23 protein-coding genes and 1 riboswitch are annotated in these 26983 nt (G+C 49.3%); of the genes, 15 read left to right on the top strand and 8 right to left on the bottom strand.

Annotated elements, in window-relative coordinates; genetic code table 11:
- The first annotated feature begins 29 nt into the window (after positions 1-29).
- Positions 30-1106, top strand: coding sequence for a GGDEF domain-containing protein (locus KNO90_RS04965; RefSeq protein WP_215113143.1), 1077 nt, complete (start codon positions 30-32; stop codon positions 1104-1106).
- Positions 1107-1177: 71 nt separating this feature from the next.
- Here the strand turns inward: KNO90_RS04965 and KNO90_RS04960 are convergent, their stop codons facing one another.
- From KNO90_RS04960 to KNO90_RS04935, 6 genes are all read right to left on the bottom strand, one after another.
- A complete protein-coding gene (locus KNO90_RS04960; protein WP_215113142.1) occupies positions 1178-1897 on the bottom strand; it encodes a polysaccharide deacetylase family protein in 720 nt (239 codons plus the stop codon).
- 53 nt (positions 1898-1950) lie between these two features.
- Positions 1951-2424 carry a GNAT family N-acetyltransferase gene (locus KNO90_RS04955; protein ID WP_215113141.1) on the bottom strand — a complete coding sequence of 158 codons (474 nt, stop codon included), beginning with the start codon at positions 2422-2424 and terminating at the stop codon, positions 1951-1953.
- A 121-nt stretch (positions 2425-2545) separates the two neighbouring features.
- Complete coding sequence (gntK, locus tag KNO90_RS04950) at positions 2546-4045, bottom strand: gluconokinase (protein WP_215113140.1); 1500 nt, start codon at positions 4043-4045, stop codon at positions 2546-2548.
- A 16-nt stretch (positions 4046-4061) separates the two neighbouring features.
- On the bottom strand, positions 4062-5405 hold the full coding sequence (locus KNO90_RS04945; protein WP_214779639.1) for a GntT/GntP/DsdX family permease: 1344 nt from the start codon (positions 5403-5405) through the stop codon (positions 4062-4064).
- A gap of 89 nt (positions 5406-5494) precedes the next feature.
- Positions 5495-6376, bottom strand: coding sequence for a phosphogluconate dehydrogenase (NAD(+)-dependent, decarboxylating) (gene gnd, locus KNO90_RS04940; RefSeq protein WP_214742019.1), 882 nt, complete (start codon positions 6374-6376; stop codon positions 5495-5497).
- A 137-nt stretch (positions 6377-6513) separates the two neighbouring features.
- Positions 6514-8973, bottom strand: a complete 2460-nt coding sequence (locus KNO90_RS04935) for a bifunctional diguanylate cyclase/phosphodiesterase (protein WP_215113139.1) — start codon at positions 8971-8973, stop codon at positions 6514-6516.
- A 157-nt stretch (positions 8974-9130) separates the two neighbouring features.
- Here KNO90_RS04935 and KNO90_RS04930 point away from each other — a divergent pair, with 157 nt between their 5' ends.
- From KNO90_RS04930 to KNO90_RS04920, 3 genes are all read left to right on the top strand, one after another.
- On the top strand, positions 9131-9979 hold the full coding sequence (locus KNO90_RS04930; RefSeq protein ID WP_215113138.1) for a MurR/RpiR family transcriptional regulator: 849 nt from the start codon (positions 9131-9133) through the stop codon (positions 9977-9979).
- An 83-nt stretch (positions 9980-10062) separates the two neighbouring features.
- Positions 10063-10449: a hypothetical protein gene (locus KNO90_RS04925; RefSeq protein WP_214742016.1), complete on the top strand. Its 387-nt coding sequence runs from the start codon at positions 10063-10065 to the stop codon at positions 10447-10449.
- A 54-nt stretch (positions 10450-10503) separates the two neighbouring features.
- Positions 10504-12078: an FMN-binding glutamate synthase family protein gene (locus KNO90_RS04920; RefSeq protein WP_215113137.1), complete on the top strand. Its 1575-nt coding sequence runs from the start codon at positions 10504-10506 to the stop codon at positions 12076-12078.
- 123 nt (positions 12079-12201) lie between these two features.
- Here KNO90_RS04920 and KNO90_RS04915 read toward each other — a convergent pair whose 3' ends face one another.
- Complete coding sequence (locus KNO90_RS04915; protein WP_214742014.1) at positions 12202-13059, bottom strand: glycoside hydrolase family 191 protein; 858 nt, start codon at positions 13057-13059, stop codon at positions 12202-12204.
- A gap of 40 nt (positions 13060-13099) precedes the next feature.
- A riboswitch (cyclic di-GMP riboswitch) is annotated at positions 13100-13186 on the bottom strand.
- Between the two features lie 69 nt (positions 13187-13255).
- Here KNO90_RS04915 and KNO90_RS04910 point away from each other — a divergent pair.
- From KNO90_RS04910 to KNO90_RS04880, 7 genes are all read left to right on the top strand, one after another.
- Entirely contained in the window at positions 13256-14482 is a 1227-nt protein-coding gene (locus tag KNO90_RS04910; protein WP_215113136.1) for a nucleotidyl cyclase domain-containing protein, read from the top strand.
- Positions 14479-15393, top strand: a complete 915-nt coding sequence (locus tag KNO90_RS04905; RefSeq protein ID WP_215113135.1) for a hypothetical protein — start codon at positions 14479-14481, stop codon at positions 15391-15393. Before KNO90_RS04910 ends, KNO90_RS04905 begins: the two co-directional genes overlap by 4 nt.
- Positions 15390-17231, top strand: a complete 1842-nt coding sequence (locus KNO90_RS04900; RefSeq protein WP_215113134.1) for a DUF2194 domain-containing protein — start codon at positions 15390-15392, stop codon at positions 17229-17231. Before KNO90_RS04905 ends, KNO90_RS04900 begins: the two co-directional genes overlap by 4 nt.
- Entirely contained in the window at positions 17228-18646 is a 1419-nt protein-coding gene (gene pelF / locus KNO90_RS04895; RefSeq protein ID WP_214742010.1) for a GT4 family glycosyltransferase PelF, read from the top strand. Before KNO90_RS04900 ends, pelF begins: the two co-directional genes overlap by 4 nt.
- Positions 18627-20087, top strand: coding sequence for an exopolysaccharide Pel transporter PelG (pelG, locus tag KNO90_RS04890; protein ID WP_215113133.1), 1461 nt, complete (start codon positions 18627-18629; stop codon positions 20085-20087). The genes pelF and pelG overlap by 20 nt, the downstream gene beginning before the upstream one ends.
- Before the next feature lie 41 nt (positions 20088-20128).
- Positions 20129-21145 (top strand): UDP-glucose 4-epimerase GalE, encoded by a 1017-nt coding sequence (gene galE / locus KNO90_RS04885; RefSeq protein WP_214742410.1) that lies wholly within the window; start codon positions 20129-20131, stop codon positions 21143-21145.
- 107 nt (positions 21146-21252) lie between these two features.
- Entirely contained in the window at positions 21253-21867 is a 615-nt protein-coding gene (locus KNO90_RS04880; protein WP_214742009.1) for a flavodoxin family protein, read from the top strand.
- Between the two features lie 36 nt (positions 21868-21903).
- Here KNO90_RS04880 and gnd (KNO90_RS04875) read toward each other — a convergent pair whose 3' ends face one another.
- The gene (gene gnd / locus KNO90_RS04875; RefSeq protein ID WP_251127324.1) at positions 21904-22788 is read right to left on the bottom strand and encodes a phosphogluconate dehydrogenase (NAD(+)-dependent, decarboxylating); all 885 of its coding nucleotides are present in this window, start codon (positions 22786-22788) and stop codon (positions 21904-21906) included.
- A 126-nt stretch (positions 22789-22914) separates the two neighbouring features.
- Here gnd (KNO90_RS04875) and KNO90_RS04870 point away from each other — a divergent pair, with 126 nt between their 5' ends.
- The 4 genes from KNO90_RS04870 to KNO90_RS04855 all read left to right on the top strand — a co-directional run bounded on the left by KNO90_RS04870 (position 22915) and on the right by KNO90_RS04855 (position 26854).
- The gene (locus KNO90_RS04870; protein ID WP_214742007.1) at positions 22915-23760 is read left to right on the top strand and encodes a YihY/virulence factor BrkB family protein; all 846 of its coding nucleotides are present in this window, start codon (positions 22915-22917) and stop codon (positions 23758-23760) included.
- A gap of 101 nt (positions 23761-23861) precedes the next feature.
- Positions 23862-24785, top strand: a complete 924-nt coding sequence (locus tag KNO90_RS04865; RefSeq protein ID WP_214742006.1) for an LCP family glycopolymer transferase — start codon at positions 23862-23864, stop codon at positions 24783-24785.
- 89 nt (positions 24786-24874) lie between these two features.
- Positions 24875-26080 carry an alpha-amylase family protein gene (locus KNO90_RS04860; RefSeq protein WP_214742005.1) on the top strand — a complete coding sequence of 402 codons (1206 nt, stop codon included), beginning with the start codon at positions 24875-24877 and terminating at the stop codon, positions 26078-26080.
- Positions 26081-26086: 6 nt separating this feature from the next.
- On the top strand, positions 26087-26854 hold the full coding sequence (locus KNO90_RS04855; RefSeq protein ID WP_215113131.1) for a tyrosine-protein phosphatase: 768 nt from the start codon (positions 26087-26089) through the stop codon (positions 26852-26854).
- Positions 26855-26983: the final 129 nt, after the last annotated feature.

Genomic DNA, 26983 nt, shown 5'->3' with positions numbered 1-26983 from the left:
GACATGACGGATACCGAGGGGATCAACGTATGTTCATTAGTCTAATCGCTAACTCTTGTATTTCTTTTACAGGGATTTACTTCATTTCTAAAATCATGAATTATGATACAAAGCACGAAGGCGTTAAAAATATGCTGATTGGATTGCTATCAGGGTGTCTAGGAATTTTTTTGATCACACAAGGTGTGGTAGTTGAAGAGGTAATCAAAATCGACTTTCGTTTTCTCGTGCTCATTTTACTTGGTTTCTATCGATTAGTGTCTCCTTTGATTATTGCAGCCACAATGATTGTAGTTTATCGATTTAGTTACGGTATTGATTTTCAGTCGATTGTGGCATTCATTTGCCTTGTCTTGATTGTCATTGGAATATTGATCACGTATAACATCGCTTCACTAGAAAATCAACTGTTTCGGTTCAGTCTCATCTTGAATATGTTGGCTTGTTCGATTGTTGGGCTTTCGATTTATACGAGTGGAGCATTTAGTGAAAGTGCCGCACATGCCGCTTTACTCATCGTGATGATTAGTTTCCCTGTTGGAATGCTCATTACCCTCTTGAACGTTGATTTGTATCTCATCAATCACCGTGTAAAAGAATACAAAATTTCTGCAGAGACCGATCATTTGACGGGACTTGCGAATCGTAGGGCGTGGGAGATACAAATGAAAAAAATAAAAGAACGATACGATACGTGTAACGTTCTCATTTTAGATATCGACTACTTTAAACAAATTAACGATCAATACGGTCACTCAAATGGCGATGAAATTTTGAAGCAATTTGCCCAGCTGTTACATCGTGAAACGAGAGACCATGACATCAAAGCTCGAATCGGCGGCGAAGAGTTCGGTATTTTGATCCCAATGCTTTCACAAGGTGAGGTTATGAAAGTGGCGGAGCGGATCCGAAACAGCATTTCAAAGCATGAATTTAAGTTGTTGAATCAACAAGTCATCAATATTTCGGTTTCAATTGGAATCGCAAACGGGAAAAGTGAACATCTTTTAGAGATGATCCATCTGGCGGATGAATGTTTGTACCATGCGAAGAATCAAGGCAGAAATCGTACCCACATCCATGGAGGGGTGGAATACGTCCAATGAAGAATTCACGTAAAAACGCATCGGATATTTCCGATGCGTTTTTTGCACAAATCTAACGAGAAACTCAGCGATTAGTTCGTATGAGGTTCCCACACATCGGAAAAGTTGTGAACCGGTTGGACACCCTCTAACGTCCGGAACTCATAGTCTCGTTCTTTCGCATAGCGGATAATCGTATCGAGTGCTTTCGGCGTCATCGAGTGATCGTGCGCGAGAATGATTGAGGCAACCTGTGCGGCGCGATTCGCCTCGAGGCGGTCGAACACGCGTTGCTCGACGCGGGCATTGTCTTTCTTATACACATGGTCGAGACTGCCGACATTCCAGTCCCAAATCTCAAAACCGGCATCGGTCATCGCCTGCCAGTGTGCAGGTGTCATGCCGGCATCACTCCCATAAATGGTGCGGGCCATGTTCGTATGGATGCCCGTCACTTCATAAACGAGCGCTTGGACTTCCTGCATCTGTTGTACCGCCGTCATAGGCGTTTCATAAAACTCATCCCGGTCGTGGCGCATCCCGTGTAAGGCAATCAAATGACCTTCCGCAATCATGCGATGAAGCAGGTGCTCATTTCCTTCGATGTTTTTCCCGAGAATGAAAAAGGTTGCCTTCACTTGATGTTTCTTCAACACGTCGAGCAGCTTTCCTGTTTTCCAGTTCGGTCCATCATCAAGCGTCAGATAGATGAGGCTCGGGTCGTTATACGCTTTCGGCTCCGGGATTGCAGCCTGTGACAAAGTACCAATCAACAAAAAAATAGACATGAGTAAAAGAACGCGTTTCATCATTCAATTCAAAACTCCCTCAAATCAAAACCAAGCGACATGTGATACATACTTTATCATATGTTGGAGGCATCGAGACGATAAATCTGTTCGTCAAGTTCTGTCGTGAGATAAGTGAAGTTCAATTTCTTCAATAGCGCGATGGATGCCGCGTTCGTTCCAAGCACACCAGCTTTGAACGTCTTCGCTCCTTGATCAGTCAAGTGACGAATCAGTCCTGACATCACTTCAAAGGCATAGCCTTGACGAGCGCGTGTGGGGGTAACCGTGTAACCAATCCAATAGGTTGTGCCTTCTTGCTGGATATACACGTCCCCAATCAATTCATCGGTCGCTTGGTCGATGATGGCGAGTTGCATACCGTGTTGAAGCGATTGTTCGCCGAGTAGAGCGTTCTCGTATTCAATATAGCTAAGACCTTTAAACGTTTGGTGCTGCATCCAGTCCAAGTCGTTTCGATACGCCATGAACGGTTCGATGTCATGTCGTTCGAACGGTCGGATGAGGCAGCGGGTTGTTTTGAGTTGCATGAGTTTTTCCTCCTGTAACGTTTCATCCTTTCATCTCAGTGTACAGCGAATGATGGAGAGGGGATAGAGGATGGATGGGGAAAAAAGACCCGTCAATCGAGTGACTGACGAGTCTTCAAACTTATACATGCTTCCGCTGAAATGCTGAAATGGCTTCATATTCTTCTGACAAGTGACGTGACAGGCGAATGTAGATCGGCAAGAGCTCCCGATAGACGTTCGTCGCTTCCATGTTCGGTGTATGTTCGTGGGTCACTTGTGGCACTTCTTGGAACTCCTCGATATCCCCGAAGGCGTATTCCCCGAGCATGACAGCCCCAAGGCATGAACTCTCGTGACTTTCCGGTACGACGACCGGCGTGTCAAAGATGTCTGCCATCATCTGACGCCAGAGGCTTGACTGAGCAAAACCACCCGTCGCATGGATGCGGTTCGGTGCGCCCGTCAACTCATCGAGTGCGAGCATGACCGTATAGAGGTTAAAGATGACACCTTCTAATACGGCACGGATAAAGTGTTCCCTTTTATGGTGAATGCTGAGTCCGAAGAACGAACCGCGAGCGTTCGAATCCCAAAGTGGAGCCCGTTCACCCATCAAATACGGATGGAACAACAGTCCGTCGGCACCAGGTTTGACCGTCTCGGCGATTCGTGTCAACACATCGTACGCATCGATGCCGAGTCGTTTCGCCGTCTCGACCTCACTTGCTGCGAACTCGTCACGTAGCCAGCGGAGGATGATGCCGCCGTTATTGACCGGACCACCGATCACCCAATGCTTATCTGTCAGCGCATAACAGAAGATGCGACCTTTTGGATCTTCGACCGGTTCTGAGACGACTGTCCGAATGGCGCCGCTCGTCCCAATCGTCACGGCGACGACTCCTTGTTCGAAGGCACCAACACCGAGGTTTGAGAGTACACCGTCGCTTGCCCCAATCACGAGTGGGAAGTCAAAGCCAAGCGTCTCGGTCACCTCAGGCGTCACTTGTAAAATCTCGGTCGTCGGCACGAGTTCAGACAAGCGCTCTCGTGTCACACCGGCGACTTCAAGTGCTTCTGTGTCCCAATCCTGTTGTTTCAAATTGAATAGCCCGGTCGCAGAGGCGATGGAATGATCGACGACGAAGCGTCCCGTCAACCGATAGAAGACATATTCTTTGATGGAGACGAACTTAGCTGTCTGTTCAAAGACGTCAGGATGTTCTGATTTCAACCAGCGCAGTTTCGACAGCGGTGCCATCGGATGGACCGGGGTGCCGGTGCGCATATGGAGCGCACTCGCATCAACATCGCGTTTGATTTCTTGCGTATATGGATTCGCGCGACTGTCGGCCCACGTGATACTGTTCGTGAGCGGACGTCCTGATGCATCGAGCGCGATCAAACTGTGCATCGCCGAACTGAACGATGCGAAGCGAATCGGACCGTCCGCTTTGGCGCGGACCGCCGAGACGGCTTCAAGCACGGCCCCGTAGATGACGACCGGGTCTTGCTCGGCCGTCTCCGTATCGGGCGTGAGAAGCGGATACAACACGTTATGTACCGCCAGTTGTTGATGACCGTTGAACAGGACGGCTTTCGTACTCGTCGTCCCGATATCGACCCCAATCGTAAACACACAATCACTTCCTAACTTAGATGATAAATAGGCTAATCAAGAACACAACGGCAAAGCCGGTGAGTCCGATAATCGTTTCCATGATCGTCCATGACTTGAGCGTGTCTTTCACGTCGAGACCGAAGTACCGGTTGACGAGCCAGAAGCCTGAGTCGTTGACGTGTGAGAGAACTGTCGCCCCTGAAGCGATGGCGATGACGATCAAACCGAGCGCTGCACCCGTGATATTTTGAATTTCAAGTAATGGCGTGATGAGTCCAGCTGCCGTGACCATCGATACCGTTGCCGACCCTTGGGCGACACGGACGACCGTCGCGATCAAGAAGGCGAGAACGATTGCCGGAAGTGGTGACCCGGCCATCATTTCACCGAGCACGTCACCGACACCAGAGTCGATGAGCACTTGTTTGAACACACCACCGGCCCCTGTGACGAGGATGATGATTCCGGCTGGTTCGAGTGCTTTCGTTGCGATTTCTTGTACTTCGTCACGTGAGTAGCCACGGCGTGTCCCGAGGAAGACGAACGTGAGGAGCGTCGCAATCGTCAAGGCGACGAACGGATGTCCGAGGAACGTTAAGAAGTCACGGACGGCGTTACCTTCATCCAAGAGAACCGCTGAGAGCGTGTTCGCTAAAATCAAGACGAGCGGAATCAAGATGAGCGACAAAATCATTTTGAAGCTTGGTAATTCTTTTGATGAATCGATTTCTTTAAATTCCATGTAATCCGGAATCGTCACATGAATCTTCTTAGCAATATACTTCCCAAAAACAGGACCGGCTAAAATCATGGCTGGAATCCCGGCGATAACACCGAACAAGATAACCCATCCAAGGTCGGCACCAATCAAGTTCGCAACAGCGATCGGACCAGGTGTCGGTGGGATGAAGCTATGCGTGACCGCGAGACCCGCGAGGAGCGGGATCCCGTAGTAGAGAAGCGAACGTCCCGTCTTTTTGGCGAGACCGTATACGATTGGAACGAGAATGATGAAACCGACATCGAAGAAGACAGGGACGGCGACGATGAACCCGGTAATCCCGAGCGCCCATTGTGCCTTATCTTCCCCGAACTTACTGACGAGTGTCTGGGCGAGGCGTTCCGCGCCACCCGATACTTCAAGCATTTTCCCGAACATCGCGCCGAGACCGACGACGACAGCGACGAAGCCGAGCGTTCCGCCCATCCCGCTCTGGATAGAGGCGATGACGTCCCCGAGCGGCATGCCAGCTGCCACCCCGACGATTAAACTAACAAGTAACAACGAAACGAATGCGTGAAGCTTTGTGCGAATGACTAAAAATAAGAGCAAGAAGATCCCGGCTAAGGCGATCAAAATAAGTGTTGAGCCAGACATTGAGTATTCCCCCTAAATTCCGAATATGTAACCGTTTACAGTTCCTGACAAAGGAAAAGGCCATTTCCCCGTGACCTTTTCCGCATTTCTTACTTCTTGACGACTGCGTGACCACCGAACTCGTTGCGGAGCGCGGCGACGACTTTACCTGAGAACGTGTCGTCTTCGAGTGAGCGATAGCGCATCATGAGCGACAAGGCGATGACGGGTGCCGCCGCCTGAAGGTCGAGCGCCGTCTCGATTGTCCATTTGCCTTCACCTGATGAATGCATGACCCCGCGAATCTCATCGAGCTTCGCATCTTTCTTGAAGGCATTCTCTGTGAGTTCCATGAGCCAAGAACGGACGACCGAACCGTGGTTCCACACGCGAGCGACTTGTTCATAGTCGTAGTCAAACGGACTCTTCTCCAAGATATCGAATCCTTCGGCGATTGCCTGCATCATCCCATACTCGATGCCGTTATGGATCATCTTCAAGAAGTGACCGCTTCCGGCAGGACCTGTGTAGAGGTAACCATTCTCGACAGACAAGTCTTTAAAGATCGGTTCGATCGTCGGCCATGCATCCGCGTCACCCCCGACCATCGTACAGGCGCCGTTTCGTGCACCGTCCGTCCCGCCGCTCGTCCCGCAGTCAAAGAACTTGATGTCCTTCTCAGCAAAGTGTTCGGCGCGTGCGACCGATAGTTTGTAGTTCGAGTTTCCTCCGTCGATGACGATATCGCCCGGTTCGAGTCGCTCATACAATTCGGCGAGCACGGATTCTGTGACGTCTCCGGCCGGTACCATCGCCCAGATGACACGTGGCGTCGACAATTGATTGACGACATCCTCAAGTGTCGGCACGATTGTGAACGCGTCCGATGTGACGTCCCCGACGTCCGTCCCGACGACCGTGTGTCCGTGGTCGCTCAAGTTGAGTGCCAAGTTGTACCCCATCTTTCCTAAACCAATCAAACCAATTTCCATATTGTCACCCCTGAAAAAGAATTTTTTTCCGTCTCTGCATTCATCATATCAAAATAAATTCGATTTACAAGTGTGATTACGGAATTTTTTTCTTTTTGAATAAAAAAATCAACCTCCACAATGGGAGGTCGAACGGATTAATTCGATGACGCTTTCTTATATTGTTGGAAGAAGACTTCGATTTCTTCAGCCGGCAACGGACGATTGTAAAAATATCCTTGCGCCTGATTACATGATTCGGCTTTCAGGAAGGCGACTTGATGTGCTGTTTCGACACCTTCTGCGATGACGTTCAAGTCGAGTTCGTGCGCCATCCGAATGATTGTTTTGACGAGAGCCGCGTCCTTCTCGTCGCTCTCGATATTTTTTGTGAAGTGCTGGTCGATCTTGAGCGTATCAATCGGGAACAGCTTCAAATAGCTGAGAGATGAATACCCGGTTCCGAAATCATCGATGGAGAGATGGACGCCAAGGGCGACGAGTTCATGCATCGTCTCGATGGCACGGTCCGCGCTTTGAATGACGCTCTCGGTCAACTCAAGCTCTAAATATTGCGCCTCGAGACCGGATGCGGCGAGGGCACGACTGACGACTTCCGGTAAATCTTTTTGAGCGAACTGGATGGCCGAGATATTGACGGCGACCCGGAACGGCGGAATCCCTGCATCTTGCCACGCCTTATTTTGACGACACGCCTCATTTAAAACGAACTCGCCGAGACGATGGATGCTCCCTGTTTCCTCAGCAATCGGAATAAACTCACCAGGGGAAATCATCCCGAACTCTGGATGATTCCAGCGGACGAGCGCTTCCATGCCAATGACCATTTCAGTCTCTAGTTGGATTTGCGGTTGATAGTGTACGGTGAACTCACCACGCCCAATGCCTTTCCGTAGTGCCATCGATAAGTTGGAGCGGCGGGAGACGGACTCATTCAATTCATTCGTGAAGAACTGATACCCATTCTTGCCGTCCGCTTTCGCCCGATACATGGCGATGTCAGCGTTCTTAATCAATTCCTCGGCTGTATCGCCGTCGGACGGATGGAGACTGATGCCGATCGAGGCACCTGTGAACACCTCTTCATGTTCAAGCTCGAACGGAGGATTCAGGACGTTGATCAGTTCTTGCGCACGATGGGCCGCGAGGTTACTTTTCGTATGCGGTGACAAGATGATGAACTCATCTCCACCGAGACGGGCGAGCGTGTCCGATTTTTGAATCGTCGACTGGATGCGGGTCGTCACTTGTTTTAAAAATTGGTCTCCGATGGAGTGACCGAAGCGGTCGTTGATGACTTTGAAGTTGTCTAAATCGATATAGTACAAGGCAAACTGTTCAGATTGACCTTGTCCAAGCAGGGCATCGAGCCGATCGCTGAACAGGCGGCGGTTCGGAAGTCCCGTGAGCGGGTCCAAATAGACAAGGTCGTTGATTTGTGCCTCAATCCGTTTCCGTTCACTGATGTCACGGATGATGCTACTAAAGAAGAGGCCTTTCTCTGTCTTCCACGTGCCGAGTGACATTTCAATCGGTACTTCAACACCGTCTTTCCGCAATCCAATCAATTCCACCGTCTGACCGATGACGCGTTTTTCACCTGTTGCTTCATAACGCTTCATCCCGCGTTCATGTGCGTCACGGAAGCGTTCCGGGATGATAGCGACAATCGATTGCCCAATCATCTCGTCGTAAGTGTAGCCGAATAAGTCGGTAGCCCCTTGATTCCATTGGAGAATGACCCGGGTATGGTCGGCAACGATAATCGCATCAGATGCTGACTCGATGATGGATTCGAACTTCATCTCGAGTTCTTCAGATTGTGCCTCAAGTTGAGAGGCCGTTCGGAGTGAGATATACATGATCACAAATAAGGTCATCACGCTCGCCGCAATGACGTAGGCGAGAAGCGTACTATCAACCGAGTATCCATTTACCGGTTGCATTCCTCCGCTCATCGGTGTGAACCGAGCCGCGCCCATCCCAACGTAATGCATGCCGGAAACGGCGACCCCGATCAAGACCGAACTGGTAAGACGACGCCAATGGAAGCGGGAGACGTTTGGGATATAAAAGAGAATGTATAGTCCGACGAGTGAAGCCACGAAGGCGACGATGGCAGAAGCGATCCACATGACCGGGTCGTAGGTAAGAATCGCGTTCATCTGCATCGCTTCCATCCCGATATAGTGCATCGAAACGACCCCGACACTGATTAAGAAGGCGCCAAAGACGAGCTGCGTCGGTCGCGTTTCAGGATGACTGATGATCCAAAAAGCGAGACCGGAGGCGACGACGGCCGGCACGATGGATAAGAGCACGATACCGAGGTGATACGTCACGTCAGCGTGAAGATGAAATGCCAACATGCCGATGAAGTGCATCGCCCAAATGCCGAGTCCGAGACTGAAAGCTCCCGCTGCGACCCAGCTGAATCGAGAGGCGTGCTTCGCATATTTCAAACGACTGCTAATATCGAGAGCGACACCGGCAGCAAAGATGGCGACGGCGATAGAGAGAATGACGAGTGGTAGGTTGTACGTGCTACTCAGGTGATGTTCGATGAGAAACAGTCCTTTCGATTTCAAATGGTACAAAGAGTGAATGAAAAAGTGCTTTATTAGAGTAGCACATTCACGAATGGCGCTTCTTGCTTACTTTTGTAAGGTGGGTCAATCATTTGCATGAATCACACATTGCGGAATTTTTTTCGAAACGGTATCGTTAAGTGAAGAAGAGAAAGGGTGATTCTTGATGGAAACGATGAACGGGACGGCCCGCATTCGTGGCGCCTATTCGACACTGAGCAAGAAAGAACAGCGCATTGCCGATTATATTTTGAAACAACCAGAACAAATCATTCATCATACGATCAATCAAGTGGCAGACGACCTCGATGTCGCCGAATCGACCGTGTTCCGCTTTTGCCAGCGTGTCGGCTTTAAAGGCTATCAGGCGTTAAAGATTGCACTCGCCTCGGATGTCGTCGCTCCGCTCCAAGACATCCATGAAGACATCGCTGAGACGGATACCGTGCTCGAAATTGCAGAGAAAATTTTTTCGACGAACGGGAAGACGATCGAGTCGACGCGTCAGATTTTAGAGGCTTCCTCTCTTGAAAAGACGGTCGAGCTATTCCTCAATGCACGTCGCATCGAATTCTTCGGAAGCGGCGGGTCGGCCGTCGTCGCGTTAGATGCGTATCATAAGTTTGTCCGAAGTGGGCTACAAGTGAGCGCCATCCTCGAGTCGCATATGCAGCTCATGTCAGCCTCACAATTGACGACAGAAGACGTCGCCGTCGTCATCTCGCATTCGGGTGCCTCGAAGGAGACACTCGATATCGCCAAGCTCTTAAAGGAGAAGGGTGTGCCGATGATTGCCATCACGAACTATGCGAAGTCCCCTCTCTCGAAACTGGCGGATGTGTCGCTCTATACCGTATCACAAGAGACGGCATTTCGTTCGGAGGCGCTCGCTTCCCGGATTGCCGAACTAAGTCTCATCGATGCCTTGTTCACAGCCGTCATGATGCGCCGGGGTGAAGCGGCCCGTGCGTCGCTCCAACAGATGCGTGAAGCCATTTCGATGCGCCGAATTTGAAGAAAACAGGGTTAATTTCTACAAAAAGGTGGAAATTATAAACCTTGAGAGCAAAGTGAGGCTTAGAGAGAGAAGGTGGACCGATGAACCACATTGATTTTTTATCTTCCGACCACTACAACGAGTTCAAACGGTTGGCACAACGGCTCACGGATCCCGGCAGTACCGGTCGAGAATACTTCGCCGCCCTGTATGTGATTGCGGGAAATGAACATATACGTGAATGCCTACTTCCTTACATGGATCTTGAATCAGGTAAGATTCGCACCTCGACGATTATCGATGACAATACGTTTGATAAACGAGAGTTTGTACTCGCTAAACTTGTCATCCATTTATATAACTCAAAAGAATGGGTTCTTCCCACTGAACTGATTGCATTACCGGAAGAGGATTATAAGTTGGCGATGCAAGCAATCACGCTTTGCCGAAATGAACAATTTGATGGGATCACCATCCCGAATCATTGACGACACCTTGTTTGACGACAAGGTGTTTTCGTCTCGGGGAAAGGAGGAAAAGGAATGTCTTTTAATACAGCGATGTTGACGATTTTACTCATACTATTGCTACTGATTATGACAACCCCACCGCTACTCCTGTTTTATTTGTGGCGCCGTGACCGAAACCAACGTGAACATTCTGTCCTCCGTAACTTCCCGATTCTCGGGAAACTCCGGTATATGTTCGAGAAGATGGGACCCGAGTTACGGCAGTATCTATTCTTAAACGATAATGAAGCGAAACCATTCTCACGGAACGACTATGAAGCAGCGGTCATTGCAGGGAAATACAAATCGCGCATCATCGGATTCGGCTCGGAACGTGATTTTGAGTCGGGCGGGTTTTATCTTCAAAACGCACTATATCCAACGAATCGGAACGAGTTACGGATCGATAATGAGACGAAAGTGGCGACATGGGTGTATGAGCTCGATGAAGATAATCTCTTCACCCGAAAAGAACATCTCGTCGAACGTGACATCTCACCCTATCTTTTAAAAGAAGAAGATACGGTCATCATCGGAGAAGGGACCTGTCGGGAACCGTTCCATGTCCGCGGGCTCGTCGGTCAGTCAGCGATGAGCTTCGGGTCGCTCGGGGACAAGGCGATCACGGCTCTCTCAATCGGACTCGGTCGTGCAGGTGGCACGTGGATGAATACAGGGGAGGGCGGGCTCTCCGACTATCATTTAAAAGGGAACGTGGATATCATCTGTCAAATTGGACCGGCCTTATTCGGTGTCCGAAATGAGGATGGCTCCTTCTCGATAGAGGCGTTTAAACAAAAAAGTGAGCTTTCTCAAGTGAAGGCGTTCGAGCTGAAACTCGCGCAGGGAGCGAAGACACGCGGAGGACATATCGATGGATCCAAAGTGACCGAGGAGATTGCAAGAATCCGTCATGTGAAAGTTGGCGAGACGATTGACAGTCCGAACCGATTCTCTGAGTTTCATACCCATGGGGAACTGTTGACCTTTATCGAGAAATTGCGTGACGTCGGTGGGAAGCCCGTCGGCATCAAACTCGTGGTCGGAAATTTGAAAGACATCGAATCGTTCGTCCAAGAGATGGCCATATCGGGCCGGGTGCCAGATTTCATTACCATTGACGGGAGTGAAGGGGGAACCGGGGCGACGTATCAGGAGCTGGCGGACACGGTCGGCTTGCCACTGAAAGCGGCACTCCCGTATGTTCATCGATTACTAATCGAGCATGGGCTTCGAGACCGCATCAAACTGTTTGCCTCGGGAAAACTCATCACGGCAGACAAAGTAGCGATCGCCCTCGCGCTCGGAGCGGACTTCGTCAATATCGCTCGAGGGCTCATGTTCAATGTCGGTTGTATCCAGGCGCAGGTGTGTCATACGAACCGCTGTCCGGTCGGGGTGGCGACGACCGACCCGAAACTGCAACGGGCCCTCGTCGTCGACGAGAAGAGCTTTCGGGTGACGAACTATATCATCTCGCTTCGGGAAGGATTGTACAATATGACGGCTGCGGCAGGCGTTCGCTCGCCGACGGAATTGTCTCAAGAACATGTGATTTATCAAGAGCCGGATGGTCAAGTAAGATTGATCCGTGATTTATATCACTAGAATGGAGAGAATCAATCAAAACATCCCACGCATTTGCCGATAAAGAAGGCAAACACGTGGGATGTTTTTTAGATTTTACATTGTAGAGACTACCAGATATTTGTACAATCATGTCAATGAAAGTTAGAATTTATTATAATCTAGTGAAGCATTTGAATGGAAATGGATAAACCCATTTTTTTCAGCATATGCGGCACTCTTAGGGCGTTGTTTCGAAGACACGGTCAACGCTTTGATTCCGTATCGTGCATCGAGGTCACGCAATTCTTGAATACGATCTTTTGACCATTGGTCTTTTGCTACAGTTGTATAGTTAAAGCTCTCCCACATCACACCATCCACGTATGGATACGTATACGTCTTCAATGTCGCGAATCCCCAGTTCTGAATAAGAGAAAGGGAAGGGTGAGTAGACTTGATTGATTTCATGAACTGACTCATCCCGGCGCGTTGCGCTTTTAGAATGGTTGGTTGTTCCGAATGCTCGTTATCGATATTGCCGACGGTATCGAGGAATGCGCCATCCAATCCTTTGGCGACGATTTGTTTCTCCACTTCACGCGTTAACAGTTCACGATAGTGTGTTGATGTCATATCGACCAAGTAAGAATCCCATTCCGCATAATGGACACGTTGTCCGTTGCGGTGGAAGAAGTCCGACTCATTCATCTGTTGGATGAAATCGACATTCCAATTGTCCGCTTCCATCGTGTTGATGTAGCCGTACACTTTTGTTCCGTACTTTTGTAATTCTTTGATTTGCGCTGCTGTATAATAAACAGGCTCGATGATAACAAGGTCATACTGTTGCATCTTTTTGATCTTTTTCTTACTTGGAGCGTCGTAATAAATTTTGTACGACTCGACGTTTGCGAGTGGATTGCTCGCTTCGGCGACTGCTTGGTGCGGCGTTAGAAACGCCAATCCAACGAGGAATGCACAACAGATGCTGACAATTCGTTTGGCTGAGAAAATACCCATAAAAAAACCCTCCTGATAGTTATCAGAGAGCGGCTGCGGCTATTGCAGACTGGCGATCGGTATCTATAAAGATCGACGACCCATGTCTTTGCGCCCTTACTTTTCAGTAAGTTTGCCCGTCTCGATATGAAATTTTTGTCGACAATCCATTGAATGTCCTACTACTAAAATACCACGTAAAGGAATGAGTGACACTATGATTTATACCCAACATCGCACATCTATCAAATGGATTGAAATGATTGTGACTATTTTACTTATCGGCATTTTGGACTATACATTTAGTCTTTCTTTGTCGGATTGGGCGATTGACCCGCTTATTTTTTACATTCTCCTGTTTTCGTTACGATATGGATTGCTCGGTGCGTTCGTCAGTTTCGCATTGACGTGTTTCTATCATTTCTCATTCCTTTTGATGGAAGGATCTGATTTGCTTTTATTCCTTTACGACACGAATGAGTTGGCTTGGATTTTACTACACTTCTTCGTCGCGCTCAGTGCGGGTGTCTTCAGTACGTCTTATCGAGAGCGATACCAGTCTCTCCACATTCGTCAAGAAGAAGTGGTCGATGAGAACGAACAATTGAAACAGACGATGCAACAACTTCAGGAGTCCCAGGGAGAAATGCGAAAACGGGTACTCGACTCGACTTACACATTGTCCAAAATTTATGAGATTGGGCTACAACTCGATCAAGATTCGACCGATTTGGTACGTGACCATTTGATTGGAACGTTTACTCGCGTCTTCCGTGCTCGTCAGATCGCCTTATATCATTTGGATGCGTCACGACGCACGCTTCGTCTTCATGTCCGTTCAGGGGATGTGGAGCGTTTGCCACAGACACTCTTTATCGATTCGGAACAAGGGATTTTCGCACGAATGTTCCAATCCCAAAAACCGACGCTTCGTTTGGCAGATGAGTTAGATGGACCGCTTCTCGTCGCTCCGATTTGTTATGAGGGAGCGGTGAAGGAAGTATTGATCGTCCATGAGATTGATATTCTGCGCTTACGCAGCCATGAGATGAACATGATGAAGCTCGTCTTAGACTGGACGGGAACTCGAATCGAAAAAGCGGATGCACTCGAGTGGATGCTCGTCAGCGACCAGCTCGTCGACGGAACGCACATGTTCCGAATGGAAGCGTTTGAACAAAAAGTGGCCCAACAAGTGCTACGTCATGAACAATATGGTCAACCGTATAGTACGGTCACGCTACCTGTAAAAAGCGTAGACTTATCATTGATTGAGATGGAATTGATTTTAAGACAGTCCATGCGTGAGATTGATGTGATCGGATATGACGAAGACGAGCGCATCCTTCACTTCCTTCTCCCAGGAACACCGATTGAGTCGGCAGAACGATTCAAAGAACGGATTGAACATGTCTTCTATGTGAAAGGTGGGAAGCGTCTATGACCGGTTGGATGATTCTCCTGTTCTTTCTTCTTCATGCTGTCATCTTATTTGTCATCTACCGTCTTGTCGTCCGAACGAAAGTCGATGTGTCCGAGAAGGGTGTTTGGTTTTCCATTTTTCTCGTCAGTGCCGTCATTCCGGTGATCGGTGAGCTGTTTGGCTTGATCGCTTACGCCATCGCCCGTCGCTTCGCCTCGTCGAAGACGCTTCTCGACTATGACGAATACATCCATTTCGATACAGTCAACGTGGAGCGATTGCAACAGCAGGCAAAAGAAGACCTCGATCTCGTTCCGTTAGCGGAAGCCCTGCAGATGGATGGGAAGAAGCGGAAACAGTCGATCACGCAACTCATGTCGACACCGCTCATGAATACGGAGGAGTACTTAAACTTAGGTCTCGAACATGAAGACACGGAAACGGTCCACTATGCGGCGACCGTCCGGAACACGTTGTTCGAACGATATGATGTGATGTTTAAACAGCGAATCGCACAAGTGAACTCCGAACGACCAGAAACGATTTATCCGGTCATCGAGACGGGTGTTTCCTTTTTGGGGAGTGGTCTTTTGGACCAAGATATGAAAGCGCGTATTCAGCAGCGTACGTTGTTTCATCTCGACCAATTAGGCAAGTATGATGCGACGGACGAGATTTATTTACGTACGAAAGCACGCTTGTCGTTCCAGTCTGGTGATATCGAGACAGGCGAGCGATTGGCGGAAGCGCTGACGTTCAATCACCCAAAAGTACCTGATGGTTATGTCATGTTGATTGAACATCACATGACGAAGGGGGATTGGGTCAAGTTACGCCCCATCCTCGATCGACTCCATCAGCATCTTGATTTGCAAGACGTTCCAGAAGATTATCGCTTTGTCATTCAACAGTTAGAAGGTGCCCATTCATGAATAAATCGATTACGACGTATCTCGCATCCTTGTTTTCCTTGCTCATCGCGATGATTGTCGTCGTCCAATTTTTACGGCTTGACTATGGTCATCGGCTCATCCCAAAAGAAGCGCACGAACCGAAGTCCTTTACGACACTAGCGGGTGAGGTAAGAACGGTGGAAGGAGATCCGATTCAAATCTATATTCATCAGAATGAAGATGCGTTGTCGACGGCCGTTTTGAACAACTTCAAATACGCACTCGATTATGCCAAATTGCCTTATTCCTCGATTGAAGCAGAGGCAATCGCATCAATCAAGCCGTCTCCGCAACACGTTCTCGTCGTCAGCGGGGAAAACACGAAGTCGTGGCCGTACGAGGCGATTCGATCGTTTGTCGAAAAAGGCGGACGTCTCTATGTTGCCGGACGATTCATCGACCAAGACTGGGCGGACCTCGTCGGCGTAAGGGATTTCGGAGACTTTAAAGATGGAATCAACGGGCTGATTTTCGAAAAAGAAATCTTCCCTGGATATGTCGATTTGCCGCAAGACTCTGGTTTGTTCGTTCACAGTATCGCTGACGTCAAATTAAAGGAAGAAGCGGACGTGCTCATCTCCGCTAAGAACGAACCGATTTTATGGCAATCTCCTTATGGGAAAGGAGAGGTCATGTTTTGGAATACGACGTCGTTGACGGACAAGAACTCACGAGGCTTGATGGTGCAATCGCTCTCGATGTTGTTCCCGGCACTCGTTATGCCACAAGCTGGCATCAAGGTCGTCCATATTGACGACTTCCCGGCACCGGTGCCGAATTACTCGAATCCGGTCATCACGAAAGAATATGACTTGTCCATTAAAGAATTCTTCTCAGAGGTTTGGTGGAAAGATATGAAACAAATCAGTGCCGATTATGACGTCACTTATACGGGCTTCTTGATTGGCAGTTATAAAGCGACGAATGAGGAGACGACGGAACAACTCATTGAAAAGATTCGAGCACCGATGCTCGAATACGGTCGCGGTTTACTCCAAGAAAATGGGGAAGTCGGGTTGCACGGATTTAACCACCAACCGCTCATCACGGGAAATGAAACGATGGATCCGGAACTTGGCTATACGAGATGGAAAGACGGGGACGCAATGCGTTCCGCGATTGATCGTGTCGTCGAGGCGTTTGACTATTACTTACCGAATGAACGGATTCGTAGCTACGTGCCACCGTCGAACATCATCGGACAAACCGGACTCGCCGTGTTGAACGAGAAGTTCTCAGAAGGATTGATCGTCGCCGGGCTTTACAGCGGGGATGCGACGAAAGGAAGTTACATCCAAGAGTTCGGGCCCGATCCGGTATATCCGAACTTGTATGACTTTCCTCGTGTCTCGAGCGGGTACAATGAGACACCGGATGACTTGTTCGTCGTCATTGACGCTGTCGCTAACTTCGGTCTCGTCTCCCATTTCATTCACCCGGATGATGTGTTAGATGATGATCGCTCGAAAGGGAAAGGCTGGGAGATGATGAAAGAATCGTTTGGCGGTTTGTTCCAGACGCTCTACGCCAAGTATCCGCATCTCGAGGGCATGAGCCAATATGATGCGTATCGGAAGTACAAACTATATCAAGATGCGCAAATCGATGTCGCCTACACGAACGATGCGATTGATATCAATGCCCAACAACTGCCTGTCCCGTCGACGTTACTTGTCCGTGTACAACCTGGCAAGCGTTTAAATACCGGGACATTCGAATTTGGCGAAGTCAAGCCGTTCGATGAAAGCGGTACGTTATATCAAGTCGAATTGAGAGACACGTCCGTCCGTCTCCCAATATTGGAGGATCGCCCATGAAAATAGGAATCGTTGTCGAAGGGAGTTATCCGTATGTGAGCGGAGGGGTATCGAGCTGGGTTCACATGCTGATGCAACAAATGCCGATGCATGAGTTTGAAATTATCTCAATCATGCCAAACCCGAAAACGGAGGCAGATTATCGCTATGCGTTACCACAGAATGTCACCGGCGTGACCACGCTCGCCCTTAATCAGCGTGCAACACGGAAACGTCGACCGGAGGAATTGTCGAAAACGGAGCGAGAACGAATCAAAACGTGGATGACATTCGGTCAAGTCGATTCATCCATCTATCCGCTACTTGAGAATCAAATCGGGACACCGGAACAGTTCTTTTCGAGTCGTCTCTTCTATCAGCTCGTCACGGAGAGCTATCAGGAAGAAGGGCAGGCCGGTTCGTTCATCGATTACTTTTGGATGTGGCGCGGTATGTATGCGCCTGTCCTGGATTTGCTCCAATCCGAGTTACCTCAAGTCGACCTCGTGCACGCTGCCTCCACTGGATACGCAGGTCTGATTGCGAGTGCGATGAAAGAGCGACAGAACATCCCGTTCCTCCTGACTGAACACGGCATTTATTCACGTGAACGCGAAGAAGAACTGTTACAAGCATCATGGATTCCAACTGAGTTTCGCTCCCACTGGATTCAGTTCTTCCACCATATTTCCCGGGAAGCGTACCGGACAGCGGATGACGTCATCACGCTCTTTGAACGAAACGGCGAGTTGCAACGTCAGCTCGGGGCACCGGTCGAAAAGTTGAGTATTATTCCAAACGGGATCGATGTGACGGGATTATCCGCACTCGGTCATATCCAAGGGACGGATAAACTTCGAATCGGAGCAATCGTCCGCGTCGTGCCGATTAAAGATATTAAAACGATGATTTATGCGGCGAAACTACTTCAGGATATGCTTGTCCCGTTCGAACTGACCATCATGGGGCCGCTCGATGAGGATGAAGAGTATGCGGCCGAGTGCGAGATTCTCATCCGGCAACTCGAGCTCGAACAGTCCGTCTTTATGGTCGGAAAAGTGGATATCCGACAGCACCTTCCCGAGTTCGATGTTTGTCTGTTGACGAGTATCTCCGAGGGACAACCGCTTGCAGTTCTTGAAGGGATGGCTGCGGGCGTTCCGTGGATTGTGACGGACGTCGGGGCATGTGCGGAACTTGTGAACGGACGACCGGATGAACCGTTCGGTCCGGCCGGGTTCGTCGTTCCACCGGTCAATCCGCGCCGAATCGCGGAACGGTGTGTCTGGTTCCATCAGAACCGCGAAGATGCGCGCCGACTCGGACGAAACGGTCAAGAGCGCGTCGAGACGTATTATCGAACCGACCAGTTCATCGATGCGTATCTACATTTATACGAAGAGAGGAGAGCGGCATATGGCGGGCATCGGGTTTAAGTTACAACAGTTATTCCAAGAAGATTATTTTTCATCACGCATCAAAGCATACGCCTTTGCCGGTCTCGTCACGTCAGGGCCGTGGCTCATCGTCATCGTCACGATTGCCCTCATGCAGTGGCTGACGAGTTATCTGTCCATCGCGACACTCGAGGAACGGACGACATTCAATTTGATCGTCTCGTACAGTTTTATCTTTTCGCAAGTCGTGCTCGGTGTGCAACAGCTCGTCGTCACGAGATACTTAGCCGACTGTTTTTATGAGAAACGATATGAGGACCTGTTTCCTGCCTTTATCGGCATGATGAAGACGACCGTCGGGATCGCTTCTGTGCTGTTCGCCATCTTCTTGTCGTTCTCTGAACTTCCGGCTTTGTTGAACGCGTTGGCGTTTGTTCTGTTCATGACGGTCAACTTGATTTGGGTACACTTCTTGTTCCTCAGTGCGGCGAAATTTTATCAGGCGGTCGCTTATAGTTTTGTAGCCGGTGGTGTCGTCGCCGTCGCCATGGTCCTCATCACGGACCAGTTCTTGATGCAATATTTGACGGAGTCTTACATGAAGAGTTTCGCATTGACGGCGAGTATGACGCTCGGTCTTGTCGTGACGTTGTTCGGCTTGTTCATGTCGATGCTCCTTACATTCCCGAATCGGAGTACGGTCGGTCAGTTTTCGTTCTATCGCTATTTTGACCGCTATCCCGCGCTCTTTTGGACCAGTTTTCTCTATAACATCGGGATTTGGGTCGGCACGTGGATCATCTGGTTCGCAGAAGGAGGAAGCGTCCATCTCGACACGTTCCGGTATCATCCGATTTATGACACGGCCATCTTCCTGTCCTACTTGACGATTATCCCGACGATGACAATCTTCGTCGTATCGGTCGAGACACGTTTTTATGAACGGTATCGCGTTTTTTATGGATATGTGAACGAAGGGGGTACGTATCAACAGATTCAACGGTCGAAGGCGGCGATGCTTCTCGTCTTACGACAGGAATTACAACGACTATTCCGAAACCAAGGGCTCGTGTCGCTTCTCTTTATTCTGTTCGCGGCCGTGTTGTTCCCACTCCTCGGTCTATCACCTGAGATTCGGGATGTCTTCCAAATGACGACGATTGGGGCCTTCTCAAACGCCATGGTGCTCGTCCTCACACTCGTCTTGCTTTATTTTGAAGACCATCGGGGAGCGGCATATACGTCAGCCCTCTTCATCACGATGAATGCCGGGTTGACGTTCTTCCTATTACCGCTCGGACCGGACAGTTACGGTCTTAGTTTTGCGATTGGCTGCACCATTGCGTTCGCCTTCTCGCTCATTCGATTGATTCGATATGTGTCCGAGATTGATTACCATACGTTTAGTCGAAGCGAATCACCTCCGCGGACGGATACGTTCCGTCGTGTCGGGGAATGGCTCAACAATCGCTCGGCTTAACAATCGTTGCAGACGGACTTTTAGAAAATGGGGTGAAGCACATGAAAACAATTTTTGTGACAGGTGGCGCGGGGTACATCGGGACACACACGACCGTTCAGCTACTTGATGCAGGATACGAAGTCATTATTTTGGATAATCTGTCCAATAGCCGCCATGAAGCCATCCAACGAATCGAAATCCTGACGGGGAAAACCGTCACCTTGTACGTGGGTGATATTCGAGATCAAGAATTGCTTGATGAGATTTTCTCGACACACGCGATTCATGCGGTCATTCACTTCGCTGGGCTAAAAGCAGTCGGTGAATCCGTCAGTCAACCTCTTCACTACTATGATAATAACGTAGCTGGGACGCTCGTCTTGTTACGCATGATGAATCAGTATGGGATCAAACGCATCGTCTTCAGTTCATCCGCGACCGTTTATGGGATTCCGACCACGTCGCCGGTCGATGAGTCGTTCCCGCTTAGTGCGACGAATCCATATGGTCGTACGAAACTGATGATTGAAGACATATTACGTGACCTATATAGGGCGGATCCGTCTTGGTCGATTGCGATTCTTCGCTACTTCAATCCGATTGGTGCACATGATTCTGGAACGATTGGTGAAGATCCGTTCGATGTCCCGAACAACTTGATGCCATATATCACGCAAGTGGCAGCCGGACGCCTGAAAGAACTTCAAGTGTTCGGGGATGACTATCCGACACATGACGGGACAGGGGTACGCGACTATATCCATGTCGTGGACTTGGCAATCGGTCACTTGAAGGCGTTGGAGTATGTAGGGAAACACGACGGAGTGGAGGCGTTCAACCTCGGGACGGGGAAAGGGTACAGCGTTCTCGACTTACTTCACACGTTCCAACAGGAAAGCGGACAGACGATCCCGTATCAAATCACGGGGAAACGTGATGGGGACGTCGCGGCGATTTTTGCCGACCCACAAAAGTCGAAAGTGATGCTCGGTTGGGAAGTGCGACATGACATCGAAGCGATGTGTCGGGACGCCTGGCGTTGGCAATCGAACAATCCGAAAGGATATAGTGAATAAGTTCTATGAAGTAGGCGGTCATCACACGATGGCCGTCTCTTTTTGTATTAGAACGGGTGGTGAACGGGAACATCTAATGGAACATCATTTTACTTAGGAGGGATCGAATGAAAGCCTTGTTTTTGAACTGTACGTTAAAAGGTGGCGACACGACGTCGCATACGGAAGGATTGATTCGTGACATCATTCCGCACTTTGATGCGCTCGACGTTGAAACCGAGATCGTTCGGATCGTTGATTACAACGTCGCCTTCGGTGTGACGGAAGATGAGGGGGATGGGGACGAGTGGCCACAGATTTTTGAAAAAGTGAAGGCCGCGAACATCGTCGTCATCGGGACGCCACTTTGGCTCGGGGAGAAGAGCAGTATCGCTACTCAAGTGATCGAACGTCTTTATGGCGGCAGCGGACTGACGAATAAATCAGGACAGGCCATCTACTACAACAAGGTCGGCGGAGTCGTCGTCACGGGGAATGAGGACGGGGCGAAACATGCCTGCGCCTCGATTCTTTATGGATTGTCCCATATCGGTTTTACTGTGCCACCAAACGTCGACACGTACTGGGTCGGAGAAGCAGGACCGGGTGACTCGTACCTTGACGCCGGACGCGACAACGAATTCACGAAGTCTCACGGGAAGACGATGGCATATAACCTCGTTCACTTTGCGAGAATGCTCAAAAATCATCCGATTCCGGCAGAAGGGAATACGATGGAATAAATAAGGGTCTCGACAATCAGTCGAGACCTTGATCGTTTACTCTTTCTTCTCCACCGCGTGCCCACCAAACTCATTTCGTAATGCCGCGACGACTTTACCTGAGAACGTATCGTCTTGAAGAGAACGTTGACGCATCATGAGGGAGAGTGCGATGACGGGTGTCGGGACGTCGTATTCGAGTGCCGTCTCGACCGTCCACTTGCCTTCACCCGACGCATGCATGACGCCGCGAATGTCGTCGAGCTTCGCATCTTTGGAGAAGGCACTCTCCGTCAGTTCCATGAGCCACGAACGAATGACCGACCCGTGGTTCCACACACGTGCGACATCCTCGTAGTCATAATCGAACGGACTCTTTTCAAGTACTTCGAATCCTTCGGCGATCGCCTGCATCATCCCGTACTCAATCCCGTTATGCACCATCTTCAAGAAGTGACCACTTCCGCTCGGTCCTGCATACAGATAGCCGTGATCGGTCGAAACGTCTTGGAACAGTTGCTCGATTTTCCCGAACGCCTCCATGTCGCCGCCAATCATCGTACACGCCCCGTTCCGAGCTCCATCCATACCACCGCTCGTCCCGACATCGAAGAAATAAATCGATTTGTCTTTAAAGTGCTCGGCACGTCGCATCGACTCTTTATAGTTCGAGTTCCCTCCGTCGATGACGATGTCACCTGGGGAGAGAAGATGGTACAAGTCATTCAAAACGTTTTCGGTCACATCACCTGCTGGTACCATCACCCAAATGGCACGTGGCGCTTTCAGTGCAGTGACGACTTCTTCCAATGACGATTTCGTCTCAAATTGACTCGTCGACACGTTTCCCGGGTCATACCCAAGCACGCGATGTCCGTTGTCCGTCAAATTTAAAGCCAAATTCAGGCCCATCTTGCCAAGTCCAATCATACCGATTTCCATTCGTTCCACCCCATTTATCAGATTTAGTCCTCTATAGGGCATACCCGAAATAACGATTGCTCAAAAGGACAGGTGGACGAGGGTGTAGAATGATATAAGTGCAGAAGTGATGAGAGGAGGGTGGCGATGTTTGAAAGTATGTTTCGACTGGCCGTGGACGTCAGACATCGATTCAAAGATCATCATATAAACGATTATAGTGCGACATTGGCCTTTTTCTGGTTTCTAGCAATCTTTCCGACGTTTTTTGTCCTCTTCGCCGTGATGGCGTGGTTTCAAATCGATGATGCGCTCCTTATCGAACAGATTGAAACGCTCATTCCGGGTTCGAGTGTTCGCGAACTGTTGTCCATCGTTTATGATGTGAGCGGAAACTTGAATGGCGGATTATTATCGGTCAGTGCCATCATCGCCTTCTGGTCCGCCTCAAACGGAACGGCGCGCCTCGTCAAACTGACGGTGTTCGCATATGGGGAAACGGAAGCGCGTGGCTACATATTCCGCCGATTCATTGGTCTACTCGCAATTTTAGCTGGAAGTATCGGTGCGGTCATCTTGATCGTCTTTCATCTATTTGGGCAGGAATTTGTGGACCTGATTTACGCCTTGTACCCTAGAGTGGAAGAGTTTGACCGATTGTCGACCCTGACACGTTACACGGTCTCGACCATCATCTTGATTATCGCGTTCTCACTCTTTTATAAAATCGCGCCCCAGCAGCGAGTGCGATTCGTCGAAACACTTCCCGGGGCCGTGTTCGCGGTCATCGCGTGGCAATTGCTGTCGACCGGTTACAGTGTGTATGTCGAACGGTTCTCGATTCTCGGGGATACATACGGCACAATCGGTGCGGTCATCCTGCTACAAATTTGGCTCTATCTGACGGCTGCGACGATGCTCATTGGGGCAGAAATCAATGCAGCCTGGCCCTACCATATGACTCGCCAACCAATCAGGACCCATTTCCCGTAACAAAAAAAGGGATATCGTGATTATTCTTTGTGAACATGCTTTAAAACAACCCGTGGCATGGGAATAAATTAGTACTATTTCACGGAAGAAGGTGTGGCCACATGGCGAAACATCGTAAACCATCAAAGTGGAAAATCGTACTAGGGGTTGTAGCAGGCGTCATGGCCTTAGTGCTCATCACGGGTGGCGCGTTCGTCTGGTCGATGGTAAAAGAAGTCGATGACACCGTAACACAAGTGAATGACAACTTGAAGATCAGTAAGGAACGGAAACAGGTCGAGACCATTGAGCGAAAAGAATCGGTCTCAATCCTATTGCTCGGGATTGACCGTCGAGGCACCGAGCAAGGACGAAGTGACTCGATCATCGTATTGACCCTCAATCCGGAACTCGATGAAGGCGCGATGCTCTCGATTCCGAGGGACACGAAGACGGAGATTGTCGGGAAAGGGACACAGGATAAAATCAATCATGCGTATGCGTTCGGTGGAGCCGAAATGGCCATGAACACGGTCGAGAACCTTCTCGATATCCCGATTGATTATGTCATTGAGACAGATATGGAGGCGTTCAGCGATGTCGTTGATGCGCTCGGAGGCATTACGGTGATGAATAATTTTGCGTTCTCGACAGGAGATTACACGTTCCCCGTCGGTGAAGTGACGTTAGACGGTGACGCGGCGCTCGATTATACACGGATGCGTTATAACGACCCGAATGGTGACTTCGGACGTCAAGAACGTCAACGTGATGTCGTCGCAGCCATCATTGAAAAAGGACGAACCGACTTCTCACTCGACAAAGTGACGGCGATTCTTGATGTCGTCGGTGATCAGGCGAAGACGAATATCGAACTGAATGAATTCGTTTCCTTATCAACGGATTACATGAATGCGTTCCGCAATGCGAGCGTCTTGCGCCTAGAGGGATCGGGTGGGTTAGAAGAAGACGGAATCTATTATTGGCATCCGAATGCCTCCTCGTTAAATGGCGTACGAGGCGAATTGAAGCGATTGATGGAGTGAACTGTCTGACGGAAGTCAGGCGGTTTTTTTTGTGTTTCAAACAGAAGAGAAAGTGGGAGAAATAAAGAGATGCCAAGGAGGGATGAGCCATGAAATGGGAAGCGATTGAAGAAGTGATCCACGAATTCGGGGACACGTCGCAACAAAAATGGGAGCGGTTGATTGAGAAGTGGTCGAATCACAACTGGCACGACCATGAGCGCCCTTCTGAAAAAACGAACGTATTGTTAATGGATGCAGGCTTTATCCTGACGGACGGACGAGCCAATTTAGAAGCACTCCATCAACTATTGTCCGACCATGTCCAAACGACAGTGAGTGATCTCTATTTGGTCTCTTTGTTTCCATACAAAACAAGACAAAATGACACAGCGCTTGATGCGCGCGTACAACTATTTGAAGATTTGGGACGTTTCACGGACGAGTTTGATTTGATGTACGAAATGATGCCTGAAGCGTACAACGACAGTCAATTTGATGTGATTGTCGAAACGGATGCACTGATTGAACGATTGGCGTATGGAGCGACAAAAATCCGCGTTCATGTCGAGTCGTTTCGAGGAATGGAACCGGCACGAATCAAGCAGATGTTGAAGCTATGGAGAACGGTCATACATGCGTATAAACCGAATGCGCAACTCATCGTCGCCCATGAACGTGTCGAGGATTCTTTCCCTTATGAGGAAGAGGCGGACGTCGTCTGTCACTTTGATTTATCGAGTCATGTGATTTTAGCGTTTGCGCAGTCGGATGTGACACGTCTAGGTGATTGGGCGAGACAGGTCCATCCACTGAGAGCGGATCAAACATACTTCAACTTCCTCTCTTCTGCGGAACGTGATCCGTTCGAAAAAAATCTGATGAATGCGGATCCGGATGTCATCCTTGCCGCCCATAGCGTGCTCTTGTCGCTGCAGGGAATCCCGTTGATTGATTACCGCACGCTCTTTGGAGTGGCACAACCGATCGAACAAGAAGAGTTGATTCAAGCGTTGAAACGTGATCCGGACCGTCTCCGTGTTTATGAAGGTGTGTTGAGTCAACTCAATGTCAAACGGCTACATCCTGCCTTTTCACCGTATGTGAGTCAAGAAGTCGTGAATCTCGACCGGCGTGTCTTTGCTCTCAAGCGGAAACATCAAGAGGAGACTCTTCTCCTATTGACAAATATGAGTGAAGACACGATACAAACCGATTGTGAAGGGACAAGTCTTTTTACAGAAGAATGGATGACGAACGTGACACTGAATCCTTTTGAATACGTTTGGTTAAAACAATCACACATTGGAGAGTGAATCCTCATGATTGATGTACATTGTCATTTGTTGCCTGAGGTGGATGACGGACCGCGCACAATCGAAGCGTCGCTTCAACTCGCAAAACGCGCAGTGGAAGAAGGGGTGACATCGATTGTCGTGACACCCCATGCGTATCATCCGTACTTTGAGACACAACATCACGACGTGACCCAAGAAGTCGCGCACCTGCAACAACGACTCGATGAAGAAGGAATTTCATTGACCTTGTATGTCGGCCAAGAGATTCGAATCTTTGGGGAGTTGGTCAAGGCACTTGAGTCCGGGGAGGCGCACTCGCTCGCTGGATCTCGCTATGTGCTCGTAGAATTGCCGAGTCAGAGTGTGCCGGCCTATACCGAATCTTTATTTTTTCAATTGCAAACGGCTGGATACGTTCCGGTCATCGCGCATCCGGAGCGGAATCGTGAGTTTGCCCTTCATCCTGAAAAATTGCATCATCTCGTATCATCGGGTGCCCTGTCACAGGTGACGACAAGCAGTTTGACGGGACAGTTCGGGAGACAAGTACGTGAACTCGCGCTCTCGTTTATTAGCAACGGGTTAAGTCAAATCATTGCCTCGGATGCACATAACGTGGAACATCGTGATTTCAATTGGCTAGCGGCTAGGCAAGAGATCATCAACGAACTAGGGGAAGACATGTGGCAACAGCAGATCCGCTTCACAGAACATATCTTAGCGGATGAACCGATTGCCGCGAACCCACCCCATTTGCCAGAGAAAAATTGGCGTGGGCGCTGGAAGTGGTAATCGAGTAAATAACGAAGAAAGAGCATAGTTTATAGGTTGGCGATTTGTGCATCGAGAGAACGGATGTATGAATCGTCAATTTTTCTTATCTAGCATAGAGTTGTTGATTGAGAAGCCAAAAAATTGTTT

It is taken from the genome of Exiguobacterium sp. s63 (assembly GCF_018617335.1).
Lineage (GTDB): Bacteria > Bacillota > Bacilli > Exiguobacteriales > Exiguobacteriaceae > Exiguobacterium.
The sequence above is the reverse complement of the archived record's forward strand: the minus strand, read 5'-3'. Positions and strand labels throughout refer to the sequence as shown.